Below are 16,686 nucleotides of genomic sequence, written 5' to 3'. Positions count from 1 at the left end.
ATTGGGATAGAAAATTAATTTTTATTTTATGTTTGAGTGATATTTCTGATATAAAAGTTGCAATTTCCTTGCGTCCGTAAGGCTTTAATAGTATATATCATAAAATTTTCCTTACTAAAACTTATTATTTTTATTCACCTGTAAATCAATTTTTCAATGAAATCTTATTCGCATACACTGACTTTTTACGGTTCACTTTCTTTAGTCTTTTTTATCATTTTTATTCTGTCTATATCTAATAGTTTTGCACAGGATTTCAATCCTGCCTTTGACCACCAGGCTATTGTGGTGAGCGATCTGGATTCTTCCGCGACCTTCTATAAGGAAGTAGTGGGACTAAAAGAAATTGAAAATCAAACCGGAAAGCCTACACGGCGCTGGTTTTCATTGGGCGGGAATCACGAGCTCCATCTGCTGGCTGATGAAATGGAAGGTGTTAAAGTGAATAAATCTATTCACATGGCCATCACCGTTTCGAATTTTGATAAATTTGTTAATAACCTACGGGCACGGAATATTACATTTACGGATTGGCCGGGCGAAAAGGGTAAGGTTACTACGCGTCCTGATGGAATTAAACAGGTCTACATTATGGATCCCGACGGATATTCAATAGAAGTCAATAGCAGAGCAGAGAGTCTTTAATGTATGAGTGTGTAAAAAATAATTGACAAAATTAAACTCTCAGGAAGGGTTTACAACTCCTTGCAAGATAAGTACCTATTTAAAATTTTAGCTGAAATAAAGGACATATGAACTTTTGGAATCGGGGATTAAGATCGTGGATATTTTTAATTACAGTTCTATTGGTTGTCGGGAGTTGTTCAGGGCAGCAAGAATATGAACAGCTCAGCGATCAGGAAAAACGAAGTGCCGAGCACGCCCTGGCAGGGCTTGAAACCAGGGAGGGATTGGAAACGACCTTGTTTGCTGCTGAAGATATGTTGGTTAATCCCACAAATATGGATATTGACGGCCGGGGCCGGGTGTGGGTGACCGAAGGGTACAACTATCGCTCCAGTTTAAATCCGGATAATCCAACAAGACCAGAAGGAGATCGGATTGTCATTTTGGAGGACACTAACGGAGATAGCCGGGCCGATACCAGTAAAGTGTTTTACCAGGGGAACGATATCAATGCCGCACTGGGTATCATGGTGCTCGATGACCGGGTCATTGTTTCCCGGAGTCCTCATGTGTTTGTTTTCTATGATACCGATGGGGATGATCGGGCTGACAAAAAGGAGATTATGTTCAGCGGTATTGAGGGCGAACAGCACGACCATGGGATGCATGCCTTTGTTTTTGGCCCGGACGGCAAGCTCTATTTTAATTTTGGCAATGAAGGGAAGGTGCTCAAGGATCCAGAGGGCGACGTAATTACAGACGAGTTCGGCAATCAGGTGAGGGCGGATGGAAATCCGTATTGGCAGGGGATGGTTTTCCGCAGCGACCGGGATGGGAGCAATGTCGAGGTGTTGGCCCATAATTTTCGCAATAACTACGAGGTCGCAGTCGATTCTTATGGTACCCTGTGGCAGTCCGATAACGACGATGACGGCAATAAGGGCGTCCGCATCAATTATGTCATGGAATACGGTAATTACGGCTACACGGATGAGTTGACGGGGGCCGGATGGCGCACGCGCCGTACGGGCATGGCCGAAGATATACCAACTCGCCACTGGTATCAAAACGACCCCGGATCGATTCCGAATTTACTGCAGACCGGTGCAGGATCCCCAACGGGAATAGTAGTTTATGAGGGGGGATTACTGCCGGAAGTCTTTCATAATGAAATGATACACGCCGATGCCGGCCCCAATGTTATTCGTTCGTATCCGGTTGAAAAGGAGGGGGCAGGCTACTCGGCATCTATTGAAAATATTTTGAAAGGAAATAACGACCAGTGGTTTCGTCCCTCGGATGTAACCGTTGCCCCGGATGGGTCCATCTTTGTAGCCGACTGGTATGATCCGGGGGTAGGCGGGCATCAAATGGGCGACCAGCAGCGGGGACGTATTTTCCGCATTGCCCCGGAAGGCAGTAATTACGAGGTACCCGACTTTGATCTGAGTACCCCCCAAGGAGCTGTGGAAGCGCTTAAAAATCCGAACATGAATTTGCGGGCACGGGCCTGGCTACAGTTACATGAATTGGGGAAAAAGGCGGAACCGGCACTTGTGGACCTCTGGGAGTCAGAAAATGACCGATATCGGGCGCGGGCGCTCTGGCTGCTGAGCAAACTGGAAGGGAATGGAGTCGATTATATAGAACAGGCACTGGCAGATACTAATCCAGATATTCGTATTACAGGCCTACGCGCGGCCCGTCAGCTGGATATCGATATTATTCCGTATATCGAGAAACTGGTTGAGGACCCCGCCCCGGAAGTCCGCAGGGAAGCGGCCATCGCCTTACATCGCAATTCTTCTCCGCAAGCAGCAGAGCTGTGGGCTCAGTTGGCATTGCAACATAATGGCAGCGACCGTTGGTATCTTGAGGCTCTCGGTATCGGGGCTTATGGACAGTGGGATCGTTTCTTTGAGGCGTGGTTGGAGGAGGTCGGTTCGGAATGGAACACCCCGGCCGGTCGGGATATCGTTTGGCGGTCCAGGGCCGATGCCGCAGTGCCCAAACTGGCACAAATAATCCAAGACTCCTCCATTGATGTGGAGGAAAAATCAAGGTATTTCCGAGCGTTCCATTTCCACGATTCTTCTGACAAAGAAGAAGAGTTGATTGGTGTTCTGGAAGGATATCTTCCGGAGCAGGAGCAGCTGAATCTTATGGCGCTGAAGGAGTTGGACCCGTCGGCTTTGGAACGCTCATCAGTTGTTCAAAGAGCCTTGAATGAAGCATTGGCATCAGCCAAAGGCACTCACGAATATCTTGATCTGGTAGAAAAATTTGAGCTGCAAAACCAAAACGATGAACTCCTTAGTCTGATGCAGTCCTATCCGGACAGCAGCCTGGGCATCCGCGCATCACAACTGTCGCTGGATGTTGGAGGACGAGAATTCATCCAACGTGTTTTAGATGGTAATGAAGAGGAGGAGAAAAAGAAAGTGATCACGGTACTCGGAAATACCTCAACCCCGCAATCGATCGAAATGCTCGAGTTCTATTTCCTGGATGAAAACAATGAGTTGGAAATGCGCCGGGAGGCGGTAAAAGCTGTTGGAGCCTCATGGGGTGGAGAGCAGCGCTTGGTGGAACTGGTTAATGGTGGGATCATTCCGGAATCGCTCCATGAAGCCGCCGCAGAAGGCTTGGCAGATTCATGGCGGGGAGATATCCGCCAGCTGGCGAAAAAATTGAGGGGCGAAGGTCAAGGAGAAGAGATCGATCTTCCGCCAGTATCAGATCTTGTATCCAGAGAAGGTAATCAGGAAAGAGGAAAAGAGATTTTCGAACAATCCTGTCAGATCTGTCACCAGGTCAACGGGCAGGGCACGGAGTTCGGGCCGGCACTGTCCGAAATTGGCGATAAGTTGCCAAAGGAAGGGTTGTATGACGCCATACTCAAACCTAATAACGGTATAAGTTTTGGATATGAGGGATATATATTATCACTGGAGGACGGCACCGAAGTAGCCGGAATTATTCAAAGCGAGACTGAAACAGAGATTGTTTTACTTACGCCGGGCGGATATACGACGACTTACGCTAAATCGGAGATCAGTTCAAGAGAGCAGATGGGTCAGTCGCTTATGCCGGAGAACCTGCATGTTGGGATGAGTCAGCAGGAATTGGTGGACTTGGTGGAGTATCTGTCGACCCTTAAATAATAATTTATAATAAATGGGATGATATATTATGGATATTTCAAGACGTAATGCCTTAAAAAAGATTGGAGCCATTGTCGGATCTGGTACAATGGCAGGATGGTTGGGCAGCATGGAGAACCTAGAGGCTCTTCTCGGAAGCGAACTCAACGGGAACGTCAATCATTCGGTGTGCAAATGGACCTTCGGTGATATCCCCTTGGATGAATTTTGTCAGGCGGCTAAAGAAATAGGACTTCAATCGGTGGAGCTGCTCGGCCCCGACGAATGGCCAACGTTGAAAAAGCATGGACTGACGTGTGCGATGCCCTGGGGAGCTGGCAAGGGCATAGAAGAAGGATTTAATAATCCACAGCTGCACGATGAATTGATCGAGGATTATGAGCGCGTCATTCCCATGGTCGCTGAGGCGGGCTTTGATAAAATTATCTGCTTTTCCGGCAATCGGAACGGCATGGATGAGGAAACGGGACTAGAGAATTGTGCTAACGGATTAAAGCAACTGATGAGCACGGCAGAAAAGCATAATGTAACCGTATGCATGGAGCTGCTGAACAGTAAAGTCGACCATCCCGATTACATGTGTGACCATACGGAGTGGGGGGGTGAGTTGTGCAAAAAAGTAGGATCTGATCGTTTCAAGCTGCTCTACGATATCTATCACATGCAGATTATGGAGGGGGATGTGATCCGTACCATCCGGGATAATCATCAATATATAGCGCATTATCATACTGGAGGGGTCCCCGGCCGAAATGAAATCGACGAGACCCAGGAATTAAATTATCCGGCTATCATAAAGGCCATCGTGGATACCGGCTATACTGGATTTATTGGACAGGAATTTATACCTACTTGGGATGACAAGCTTGATGCTTTAAAGAAGGGAGTAGAAATATGTGATGTATAAACCAAAAAAATCGGGACAATATTATAGTTTTAATCTTGAAAAAGAGGCTGGTTTAATAATAATGAATGTTTCCAATCACAGATTCAGGGATATAACTAAGGGATTAATTTATACTACCGTATTATTTCTTTTTTTCGCTTTTGACCAAGCTCTGGGACAGGAGCGCCAGACCGAAGTAACCATTAAAAGCGAACAATTCCATATAAACGGGAATCCAACATATGAAGGGCAAAAATGGATTACTTCCGACGGAGAGGAGTATCCCATCGAGGGACTGTTAATGAATGCCCGACTAATTCAGGGAACATTTGATGATGTGAATTCAAAAACGCGAGGCCAGTGGGCTTACCCTGATACAAGAGAGTGGGATCCGGACCGAAATACACAGGAATTTGTCGATGCAATGGCTTCTTGGCAAAAACACGGGTTACTTGGAATTGCTGTTAATCTCCAGGGAGGCTGTCCGTATGGATACTGTGGAGAGCAGCGGTGGGATAATTCCGCTTTTGTTCCCGACGGATCCCTAAGAGAAGACTATATGAACCGTCTTGAGCGTATTCTCGACCGGGCTGATGAGCTGGGGATGGTCGCCATACTCGGCTATTTTTACTTTGGTCAGGATGAAAACCTGCAGGATGAGCAGGCCGTTATACATGCCGTTGAAAATGCAACTGAATGGATACTTAAGAAAGGGTATAGAAATGTGATTGTAGAAATCAATAATGAATGTAATATACGTTATGACCATCCCATTCTCCAGTGCGACCGGGTACATGAACTCATTGAGCAAGCGAAGAATATCGAACATAATGGTCACTCATTGTATGTCAGTACTTCCCTGGGGGGAGGTTCGGTACCGCCTCCCAACATCGTTGGTGCTTCCGACTATGTCTTATTACACGGCAACGGAGTAGAGAATCCTGAGCGTATCGTTGAAATGATTCGGGAAGTGCGGGAGATGGGAGTATATTCCCCTATGCCTATAGTTTTTAATGAAGATGATCAGCCCTGGCGGGTTGATGAACAAGGCTGGGGTGAGGAGGGAAATAATTTTGTTGCTAGTGTAAAAAATTACGCTTCCTGGGGATATTTCGATTTTCGCCGTCCTCAGGAAAGGGATGAATTCAATGAAGGGTATCAAAGTGTGCCGGTGAACTGGCAGATATCATCCGAACGAAAACGTAATTTCTTCGACCTGCTTGCTAGAATTACAGACAGTCCGGGAACCCCACGTGTGCATATCAACTTTGATCAAAAAGTAGGGAAGGGAAATATAGATATTGAGGAGGAGAAATATTCTGATATCTCAATAGATAAAGTTGAGCTTATTATTAATAATAAAGTTATCACCACGGTGGAAGCTCCCTTTGATTTCAGTTTGGATGAATTTGGCTATGAACTGCCGGCTGGAGAGCATTGGGTCCGGGCCCGGATTACCTATAAAAATGGACAGCGGAAGGTGATTGTTGAATCACCCTATTACAAAAATCCCTGGTGGCCCTACGGTGGATGGTAATGACGGCTGTAGTTACGAAGTATACCTGATAAAGAATTATTGGATTTAATAATCGCGCATATTATTTATTAAATATGGTAATGCCTGGATTTTGATAAGGGATTTTTTTCAATGAGTATTTATATCAGGATAAAGCTTGTTCGGATTTATAGCGAAAGGAATTACTCCAGCCTAACGTATTATATTGCTGATAATTACAGATAATTTAGATAATCATGGGGTTTGTTATGGCTTGGTTCCCTGGCAACAGCCAGCAGCATGACGGGTTATGAATGAGATTTAAGGCCAAAAAAATATTTACATGTCTATAGGAATAGCATTGATATCTACCCTTACAGCTTTTTTACTAATGGAGTAATAGCAACAGGTTAAACACCATTGCCATAACATTAAAAACAGGAAAAAATGAGTCAGAATCGCAGAAAGTTTATAAAGAATGCTGCTATTTCAGCCGGCGGAATTGGCATGTTTTCCATACTACCATCTTCCGTTTGGGGAGCGAATATTGCACCGAGTGATCAAATAAATGTTGCACTGATTGGATGCCGGAATCACGGGTTTAATATTTTGAGGCATCATCTCAACAATGAGGGGGTAAACTGTGTCGCTTTGTGTGATGTGGATGAGAACGTGCTCCATGAACGTGCCAAAGATGTTAAAGAGGCTTACGGACAAAATCCCAAATTGTACCGCGATTTCAGAAAATTGCTCGAGCAGCAGGATATCGATGCTGTAATAATTGGCACTCCCGACCACTGGCATTGCCTGATATTTGTCTATGCATGTCAGGCCGGTAAAGATATCTATGTTGAAAAACCACTGGCCAACACGATCGGCGAGTGTGATATCATGGTACGGGCTGCCAACCATTATAGTCGGGTGGTACAGGTTGGTCAACAGCAGCGAAGCAACGAAGGGTTCAATGAAACCATGGAAATAATAAAATCCGGAGATATCGGTCGACTCCGTAAAGTAAATATATGGGCCAATTTCAATTATGGAATAGGTGCCACACCTGTCGAAGACAGCTCAGTCCCTGAAGGTGTGGATTATGATTTCTGGTTGGGCCCCGCCCCCAAACGACCATTTAACAGGGCACGCTTTCACGGTTCGTGGAGACACTTTTGGGATTACGGCGGCGGACTCTTTTCAGACTGGGGCGTGCATTTGATTGATATGGGGTTATGGTCTGATGATCTGTTGGGAGGACCGGAGAGAGTAATAACCTATGCTGGCAATAATTCGAATCAAACCGGCATGCGTGATACGTTCGACACGATGAATGTTACATATCCGAAAAAGAATTATGTCATTAATTTTGATATGAATGGCGGAGTGCAGGAAGGTCCTTGGGGGAAACCTTACGGAGTGGCTTTTATAGGTGACAAGGGGACAATGGTTGCAGACAGAGCGGGTTATAAATTGTATCCCGAATATGATAACAATACGGAATCCCACAAAACGGCAGCCAGGAGTCTGAGTAATATTAGTGACGCCCATGACCATCATGTCAGAAATTTTCTGGACTGTATACAAAGCAGAGAACCCCCCCGTTGTACCCCCGAAATGGGCTATGCGGCTGCCGTACATGCTCATATTGCGAATATTTCTGGGAGAGTGGGTGAGCATCTGTTGGAGTGGGATGATGAAAACATGCGCTTCACAAACAGTGAAAAAGCCAATGAATATATCATACCGGAATACAGGAAACCCTGGAAACTGCCTGAAGTTTGATAACTTCAGGGGTAGCAAAGAGTAGATTAATCTACTGTCGAAGTATAAGTTTCGACTCCATTACGATCAAAAGTGGTCGAAACAGTCGTTCAATATTACATTAAAATATCGAAGTCATGTTATGATAGATGCTTATAGAAAAAAAACTTTGACAAACCAGTAGCATTTCTGCACTTTTTCTGCGAACTGTTCATCAAAGCAGTTTCGCTACTGATTTGGAGCTCCAACCGAATACAAAATATTTAAAGAATTCTTTACTTATGGAACTTGCGATACATAACTGGATGCGTGCCGAACCGATTGAAACCACAATCGAACGAATTGCCTGTCTCGGCTATCAGAAACTGGAAATTTCCGGTGAACCGGAAAAGTATGACACTCAAAAAATCAGCAAGTTGATAAAAGACCACGGCTTAGGCTGCTGGGGATCGGTCACCCTGATGATGGAGGAGAGAAATTTGCTTGCTGCTGATGAAGAGCAGCGTGCAATGTCCATTCAGTATGTAAAGGATGTTGTTAAAATGGTAAAAGAGCTGAACGGTACCATGGTATCTGTTGTACCCGGTACGGTTGGCAAGCTGGTTCCGGATGGCCGCCCGGATGAGGAATGGGAATGGGCTGTTACATCCATGAAAGAAATTTATGATTATGCAGAAACACAGGAAATTCTTATTGGCATTGAACCCATTAACCGGTTTGAAACCTACTTTATCAACAGGGGCGATCAAGCCCTTGCTCTTGCAAAAGAGGTGGGACCCAACTGCGGTGTTTGCCTGGATGTTTTTCACATGAATATTGAAGAAGACAATATCTATGACGCGATTCTCCGGGCAAAGGGAAGAATCAATGGTATTCATGTTGCGGATAATAACCGTATGGCACCGGGAATGGGTAAATTAAACTGGCCCAAGATTATGGATACGGTAAAAGAAGCCGGATTTAACGGGGCTATTTCCGTTGAGTTTTGCGCCCCGGTTGACCGCACTCCCGCAAATCAGTATATAAACTCTATTGATGAGAAGCCTGATGGACTGAGTGCCGAACAGAAAAAGTTTATTGAAGATCATGGCAGTACATCTGTTTCTGAAGAGTTCTATACGGAGCTGACCCGCAGGTCGGCTGAAAAGCTTTTGCCGTTCATTAATGAATAGTTGTGTGAACTTTACTAAGAAGGTAAAAAACATCCCCTTGCGCTTGCTTCCCGACTATTCGGGGAGGGGAATAGTGAGGCAAGGAGTGTCAGGTGAAGGAAAACCCCTTTTACCAACTGGCCGAAAAAGGGCAAGTTCAACATACTTGATAGATTCGCTACACGCTGTGTAATCTGTCCCCTCTCAAGAGGGGAACTACAAAACTAAATATTCAATATTCAACCGCGAAATAACTCATGATTATAGAAAATGTAGAAGCTTTTTGGCTTCGATGCCCGATTCAGCAAGCAAAACAACACCGGTCCGACTATGGATTGCTCACGCACTTTGATATGACTCTGGTTGTTGTAACCACTGAAGAGGGTATGCAGGGTTTTGGTGAGGCTAAAGCGGCTGTCGGTTCCTCCGGGGTGTGCGCTTCCATTGTGAGCTGTATAGAAAATGAACTGAAACCTGCATTGGTTGGACAGGATGCGCGAAATATTACGCGGATATGGGAACAGCTTTACAGCGGAACGCGCGATCACTACGCTTTGGCGAGAGGTCGGAAATTTCCAATACTGGGGAGAAGGGGGCTCACAATATCAGCGATCAGCGGTGTGGATATGGCCCTCTGGGATTTAAAGGGGAAGGAACTGAATGTGCCGGTTGTTGAGCTGCTCGGGGGATCCTGCCGGGAACGAATGCCCGCATATGCAAGCGGTGGCTGGGAGGATATTGATGGAATTGGCGAACAACTTTCCGGGTACGTTTCCAAGGGGTTTGACGGGGTGAAAATGCGGGTTGGAGTGATGGATGATACAGTTGCAAAGAGTATTGCCAGGGTGAAAGCTGCACGCGAGGCCCTGGGACCTGATACTAAGATTATGGCGGATGCACACGGTACCTACAGTGTGCCCGAAGCCAAACAGTTTTGCCGGGGAGTTGAAGATTCTGATTTATACTGGTTTGAAGAACCGGTAAGCCCGGATAACCCCGTGGGTACCGCTGAGGTTCGTTCATCAACATCGATTCCCATTGCTGCCGGCGAAAGCGAGTACACCTGCTTTGATGTCCGCGGACTGATTAATCATCGTGCGATTGATGTTGTTCAGCCGGATGCGGCGATCATCGGTGGAATCTCTGAAGCGATGCGGGTGGGACACCTTGCACAGGCGTGGCAGCTGGAACTCGCACCCCACTGCTGGGGCTCTGCTTTTTCGTTTATGGCGGGTGCTACGGTTGCATTTGCAAGCCCTTCCGCTACGGTTATTGAATTTTCCCTGGGAGGCAATCCCATGATGTATGAGTTGATTAACGAAAATATACCAGTTGAAAATGGATGGATAAAAGCTCCTGATGCACCCGGTTTGGGCGTCACACCAAACTGGGATTTTGTTAAGGATTATAAACAAAAAGTTTAAATTAAAGTGAGTTTGAATTTAAAATAACAAAAAGAACTCTCTCCTTTTTGAAGGGGAAACACTGTTAAAGTGGTTATTCACTATGACAACCTATACTTTGAAACTTGAACCCTGAAAAACTGACCATTATGGCACGCGCCGTTAAAATCAACCATGTAACACTTATTGTAGATAACCTGGAAGAAGCAGGTGAATTTTATGAAAATGAGCTGGGCCTCGATCCGCTGCCTGCTTTCAATTTTGATTACCCGGTTTTGTTTTTTGATATCAACGATGAACAACAGCTTCATCTTTCCGAGTGGGAAGATACTCCCTCTTTCCGGGGGCACGTATGCATGCAGGTAAATGATTTTAATTCCTTGTTTAAACGTATGAAAGAGTTAGAGGCGATTGATATCGAGCCTTGGGGCAAAGTGAGAAAGTTACCCGATGGTGCTATGCAGATGTTTGTACGTGATCCCGCAGGGAATCTCGTAGAGTTATCCTCCCATCCGGATGCTGAGATTGATGAGTCTATTTTAAAAGATGAACTCTATGAAGAAGGACTTTATAAATCCAACCGTGAGGATTACCGGGGGTATAAAAGTGATGATGCATCGCTTTATCACGGCAGCAAAAAAAAGAAAAAATAGCCAATTTGATCTGCCGTTTCATCTTTATAGGCGTTCAATAACGAGGCAAAGCGAAATGATACTTATCGACTGTGTAATACTTAACTGAATTTAAATTTTAGTCCATGAAAAAAAACGTGCTTCTACTTGAAACCATTGCCTCAGAGGCGGATACGCTGTTGCGCGAAAACACAACTGTACATGAGGCTTTTCAGAGTATGAATCCGGTTGAAATTGCCAAAAATGCAACCATTCATTCGGTTGTTACAAGGGGTAAAGGCCAGGTAAACCGGGAGTTAATGGATGCCTGCCCCGAACTTGAGGTTGTGGCACGCTGTGGTGTTGGTCTTGATAATGTGGATGTTGGTGAAGCTACAAGACGGGGAATCAAAGTTATTAACGCACCTGGCTCCAACTCATCAACTATAGCCGAACATGCCTTAACCCTTATGTTGATGGGAATCCGGGATGTATGGAATTCTGTTGAGCGCGTCAAAAACGGTGACTGGAGCTGGCGGAATCAATACAGCGGGGATGAACTGAGGGACAAAACACTCGGTATTTTGGGAATGGGAAATATAGGCCGGCGGGTGGCAAAACTGGGAGATGCTTTTGGAATGAAAGTGGTGTACTGGGATAAATTTCCTGTTCAATCGGAATATGAAAGTTGCACAATGGAAAGTGTTTTCAAACAGGCAGATGTAGTGACCGTTCATGTACCGCTTCTTGATGAGACCAAAAAAATGGTAGGGGAAAAACAGCTCAACCTGATGAAACCGGATGCTTGGCTTATCAATACGGCAAGGGGGCCCATTATCGATGAAACGGCTCTTTTAAAGGCATTGGACAGCGGAAAAATCTCAGGTTTTGCTGCTGATGTTCTTTCTGTAGAGCCCCCGGATAGCAATCACTCCCTTGTGAATCATCCAAAAACTCTGATTACACCGCATACAGGGAGCCTTACATCTACCACATACCGGAATATGTGTGTCTCCACGGTTCAAAATGTGATTGCAGTTCTCAATGGATCAACACCCGATCCGGAATCAGTTTTTAACAGAAATGAATTGAATAGTAAATAGGGATCCATGGAGTGTTTAAAATTTCATGGATCTATGTAATTGTCCCGAGTTAAAATTTGAACTTGATTTAAAAAAATAAGAATGGAAATTTTTCTAAACGGTAGTATAAAAATATTCAGGGCTATGGTGATTCTGATTGTTGCCGCTTTATTCGGTATCCAGAATATGTATGGTCAGGAAAACGAACAGTGGATTACGTTTGAACCGAGCGCAGGCCAGAGTAACGGTCAACATATTGTACTGGTAAGCGGGGATGATGAGTATCGATCCGAAGAAGCCCTGCCCATGCTGGCCAAAATTTTATCGGATCATCAAAGGTTTAAAACTACCGTTCTTTTTGCAATTGAGCCTGAAAGCGGTGAAATCAAACCAGATTATCAAAACAATATTCCGGGTTTGGAAAATCTTGAATCTGCTGATCTTATGGTGATTTTTACCCGCTTCCGTGAATTGCCGGACGAACAGATGAAATATATTGATGAGTATCTGCAATCCGGTAAACCCATCATAGGGTTGCGAACGGCAACGCATGCGTTTGCCTACTCAGAAGACTCGGAAAGTGAATATGCAAAGTATTCCTATAATAGTGACATTCCCGGCTGGGAAGGTGGATTTGGAAGACAGATTCTCGGAGAAACCTGGATAGATCACCACGGAGAGCATGGAAGTGAGGGAACCAGGGGCTTAATTGATGGGATTAAGGAGCGAAATGATCATCCGGTTATAAGGGGTGTATCCGATATTTGGGGGCCTACGGATGTATATGGAACCAGAGAACTTGAAGGTGATGTGGAAGTGCTTGTATGGGGACAATCAACAAACGGGATGACCCCTGAGGCTCCTCTCAATTGGAAAAAATCAATAATGCCTGTGGCCTGGACAAAAACGTATACTTCGGAACAGGGAAATACCGGAAAGGTTTTCACCACAACCATGGGTTCATCACAAGACCTGGAAAGTGAAGGTTTCCGGAGGCTTTTGGTCAATGCTTGTTACTGGGCACTTGAAATGGAAGAAGAGATTCCCGAAAAAGCCAATGTCGATATTATTGGAGAATATACGCCAACAAAATTTGGCTTTGGGGAATTTATCAAGGGGCTTAAACCGATTGATTATAAATAACGCGAATTTGAAATAAATGCTGGTTGAGGATTGTCCCCCTTCGAATGAGGGAATAAAAAAGCAGAACTTTTTAGGGTAAGTCGGACATTCAACATCTTAAAACAATAGATAGTGATTAACTCAAAAGTGAATTTTAGAAAGTTGCCGACGTTTTTAGCCATTGCTGCAATTTTTTTAAGTACTGTTCAATGCTCCCGAACAGATAATACTCTACACATCAGCAAGGATGCTCATATTACGTTAATTGGGAATAATCTGGGGTCAAGAATGATGAATTTCGGCCATTTTGAAACCCAGATGCATGTTCGCTATCCTGATAGTTCACTTTTTGTCCGAAATATGAGCGATCCCGGAAATACGCCCGGATTTCGTCCACATGCATCCCGTAACTCGCCATGGGCATTCCCCGGCGCTGAACAGTTTTACACAGAAACAGAATTAGCTGCAGAGTCAGAAAGTGAAGGCCACTTTGAAACGCCGGACGAGTGGCTTACCCGGCTTGAAACAGATATCATCATTGCATTTTTTGGCTATAATGAATCGTTTGAAGGAGAAGGCGGGCTTGAAAATTACAAAGCAGAACTGGATGCTTTCATTCGGCATACGTTAGCTCAGAAATATAATGGAGAAACACCCCCGCAGCTTGCTATTGTTTCTCCCATAGCTTTTGAGAACCTTTCTGATGAGCATGACCTGCCTGACGGGAGTAAGGAAAATGAAAATCTGAGCCTCTATACGGATGCAATGGAGGAAGTTGTCGAAGAGCATGAGGTAATTTTCATTGATGCTTTTTCGCCATCCAAAGAGTGGTTTAAATCGGGTGAAGGTCCGTTTACCATTGATGGTTCACAGCTCAATGATGAAGGGTACTCGAAGTTCGCAAAACTACTGGCTGACCAGGTTTTTGGTGAGATGGGAAGGGAGGCTGAAGAATATCGTGAATCGGTTCACGAGGCTGTACTTGAAAAAAACTGGATGTGGCACAATGATTTCAAAATACCAAATGGGGTGCATGCCTATGGCCGTAGATACAATCCGTTTGGGCCGGACAACTATCCGGCTGAGATTGAGAAAATCAGGCAAATGACCGCTATCAGGGATACAGCGATTTGGCGTGCGGCAAATGGTGAACAGATGGACGTGGCAGCAGCGGATCAAAATACCAGGCAACTACCGGAAGTGGAAACTAATTTCGATCCCGATCAGCACGGGAATCCCGAATACTTGTATGGCGAGGAAGCACTCGAGACATTTGAGATGGCTCCCGGTTATGAAATTGAACTTTTTGCATCTGAAGAGGATTTTTCCGATCTGGCAAATCCCGTTCAACTCTCATTTGATACCAAAGGACGCCTCTGGGTGGCTACCATGCCGAGCTATCCACACTACAAGCCGGGCGATGAAAAACCTGATGATAAGATTATTATTCTTGAAGATACAGATGGTGACGGTAGGGCTGATAAACAAACAACATTTGTTGACGGATTACACCTTCCTGTAGGTTTTGAGTTTGCACCGGAAGGCGTTTATGTATCGCAGGGTACAAATTTGATGCTATATAGGGATACTGATGGTGACGACAGGGTAGATACCAGCGAAATCGTGTTAAGCGGCTTTGATGATCATGATACTCACCATGCACACAGTGCTTATACGGCGGATCCATCCGGCGCTATCTACATGGGGGAGGGGGTTTTTTTGCATACTAATGTTGAGACTTCTTATGGCCCGGTTCGGGCAACCAATGGTGGGTTTTACCGATACAATCCGCAGCGGCGGCGCCTGGAAAGAACGGCTCAGTTATCCATTCCTAATCCATGGGGTATTGCATTTGACGAGTGGGGACAGAATTTCTTTGCCGAAACCTCCGGCCCGGATGTTCTCTGGATGATGCCGGGTACGGTTAAACCCCGGTACGGCACAGCCACCCCCAAATCGAGAAACCTGATAGAGGATGACCACCGGGTTCGCCCAACCTCAGGGTTGGAATTTGTGTCGAGCCGTCATTTTCCGGATGAAGTTCAGGGAGATTTTTTGATAAATAATACGATAGGGTTTTTAGGTACCAAACAGCACACACTGGAGGATGACGGTACGGGTTATAAAAGCAGGCACAGAATGGATTTGGTGCAGTCAGAAGATAGAAATTTTCGTCCTGTGGATATGGAATTTGCACCGGATGGTTCACTCTACCTGGTTGACTGGCATAATGTGTTGATCGGCCATATGCAGCATAATGCACGAGATCCACTCAGGGATCACGTACACGGCCGTATTTATCGAATTACCTATCCTGAACGGCCACTGGTTGAACCCGCAAATGTAGCAGGCGCAACAATCGAAGAGTTGTTCGAAAACCTGAAGTTTCCCGAATTAAGAACTCGTGAACGAACCCGGCTGGAATTACGGAGCCGCAATGCATCAGATGTTTTGGCATACTTAGATACTTGGATTGCCAACCTTGATGAAGACAATGAAAGATACGAACACCACTTGTTAGAAGCTTTATGGGTAAGCTGGGGATTGAATCAGGTTCACAATGAACTGCTTCGCCGGTTGCTTGAGGCGGAGGATCACCGGGTCAGGGCTGCTGCGGTACGAGTGCTTCGATATACAGGCCACCAGGTGGAGGATCAGGTAGATCTGTTCGTTCAGGCAGCCGCGGATGATCATGGACGGGTTCGCCTGGAGGCAATTGTAGCAGCCTCATGGTTGAGCCAAGACGACGGTTTATCCATTCTAAACGAAGCCGCCAACTACCCCATCGATGACTGGATGAGGCCATCCTACGATACAGCTCTTGCGCGCCTGCTTGGAGAAACAGTTCAGGACGAAACAGCTGAGGAAATAGAAACTAGCCTTACCGGAACTGAACGAAACCTCTTCATGAAAGGCAGGGAGATCTATTCAAGGGACGGCTATTGTGGTACCTGTCATCAGCCCGATGGCAAAGGATTAACTGCTTCGGGTTTTCCTCCTTTGAGGGGAACCCAGTGGGTGACCGGAAATGAAGAACGACTGATTAAATTAACATTAAATGGTTTGTCTGGTCCCATAGAAGTACTTGGGATGGCATATCCGGGGAATACTCCCATGACTCCCTTCAGAGGAATGCTCGATGACGAAGAGGTCGCCGCTGTACTGACTTATGTAAGAAATGCATTTGGAAATGAAGCATCGGCAATTACTCCTGAGAAAGTGGAAGAAATACGGGCTGCTACTCGTGATAAAAATGGGTTTTATTCGCCAGATGAGTTGCTGGAACAACATCCTTTTGAGGAGTGAAGTTTGTACCGGTTTTCTGAATTACAAAGAGAATTTCATATGAATGAATCGCTGTTTGATAAAAGTTGCCAGTAATTCCGATTG

General features: G+C 45.3%; 11 protein-coding genes. All 11 read left to right on the top strand.

Annotated elements, in window-relative coordinates:
• Positions 1-156 precede the first annotated feature (156 nt).
• The 11 genes from ABEB05_RS07510 (at position 157) to ABEB05_RS07460 (ending at position 16,602) form a co-directional block, all read left to right on the top strand.
• Positions 157-645: a VOC family protein gene (locus ABEB05_RS07510; protein ID WP_265788928.1), complete on the top strand. Its 489-nt coding sequence runs from the start codon at positions 157-159 to the stop codon at positions 643-645.
• A 107-nt stretch (positions 646-752) separates the two neighbouring features.
• A complete protein-coding gene (locus tag ABEB05_RS07505; protein ID WP_265788926.1) occupies positions 753-3,791 on the top strand; it encodes a PVC-type heme-binding CxxCH protein in 3,039 nt (1,012 codons plus the stop codon).
• Positions 3,792-3,819: 28 nt separating this feature from the next.
• A complete protein-coding gene (locus ABEB05_RS07500; protein WP_265788924.1) occupies positions 3,820-4,698 on the top strand; it encodes a hydroxypyruvate isomerase family protein in 879 nt (292 codons plus the stop codon).
• Complete coding sequence (locus ABEB05_RS07495; protein WP_265788922.1) at positions 4,691-6,214, top strand: hypothetical protein; 1,524 nt, start codon at positions 4,691-4,693, stop codon at positions 6,212-6,214. The genes ABEB05_RS07500 and ABEB05_RS07495 overlap by 8 nt, the downstream gene beginning before the upstream one ends.
• Positions 6,215-6,619: 405 nt before the next feature.
• The gene (locus ABEB05_RS07490) at positions 6,620-7,948 is read left to right on the top strand and encodes a Gfo/Idh/MocA family protein (protein ID WP_265788920.1); all 1,329 of its coding nucleotides are present in this window, start codon (positions 6,620-6,622) and stop codon (positions 7,946-7,948) included.
• Positions 7,949-8,208: 260 nt separating this feature from the next.
• A complete protein-coding gene (locus ABEB05_RS07485; protein WP_265788918.1) occupies positions 8,209-9,099 on the top strand; it encodes a sugar phosphate isomerase/epimerase family protein in 891 nt (296 codons plus the stop codon).
• Between the two features lie 236 nt (positions 9,100-9,335).
• Positions 9,336-10,502, top strand: coding sequence for a mandelate racemase/muconate lactonizing enzyme family protein (locus tag ABEB05_RS07480; RefSeq protein WP_265788916.1), 1,167 nt, complete (start codon positions 9,336-9,338; stop codon positions 10,500-10,502).
• A gap of 128 nt (positions 10,503-10,630) precedes the next feature.
• The gene (locus tag ABEB05_RS07475; RefSeq protein ID WP_265788915.1) at positions 10,631-11,134 is read left to right on the top strand and encodes a VOC family protein; all 504 of its coding nucleotides are present in this window, start codon (positions 10,631-10,633) and stop codon (positions 11,132-11,134) included.
• A gap of 104 nt (positions 11,135-11,238) precedes the next feature.
• The gene (locus ABEB05_RS07470; protein ID WP_265788914.1) at positions 11,239-12,195 is read left to right on the top strand and encodes an NAD(P)-dependent oxidoreductase; all 957 of its coding nucleotides are present in this window, start codon (positions 11,239-11,241) and stop codon (positions 12,193-12,195) included.
• A gap of 81 nt (positions 12,196-12,276) precedes the next feature.
• Entirely contained in the window at positions 12,277-13,317 is a 1,041-nt protein-coding gene (locus ABEB05_RS07465; protein ID WP_265788912.1) for a ThuA domain-containing protein, read from the top strand.
• 267 nt (positions 13,318-13,584) lie between these two features.
• A complete protein-coding gene (locus tag ABEB05_RS07460; protein ID WP_265788910.1) occupies positions 13,585-16,602 on the top strand; it encodes a PVC-type heme-binding CxxCH protein in 3,018 nt (1,005 codons plus the stop codon).
• Positions 16,603-16,686 lie beyond the last annotated feature (84 nt).

This window comes from Fodinibius salicampi (assembly GCF_039545095.1).
GTDB lineage: Bacteria > Bacteroidota > Rhodothermia > Balneolales > Balneolaceae > Fodinibius > Fodinibius salicampi.
The sequence above is the reverse complement of the archived record's forward strand: the minus strand, read 5'-3'. Positions and strand labels throughout refer to the sequence as shown.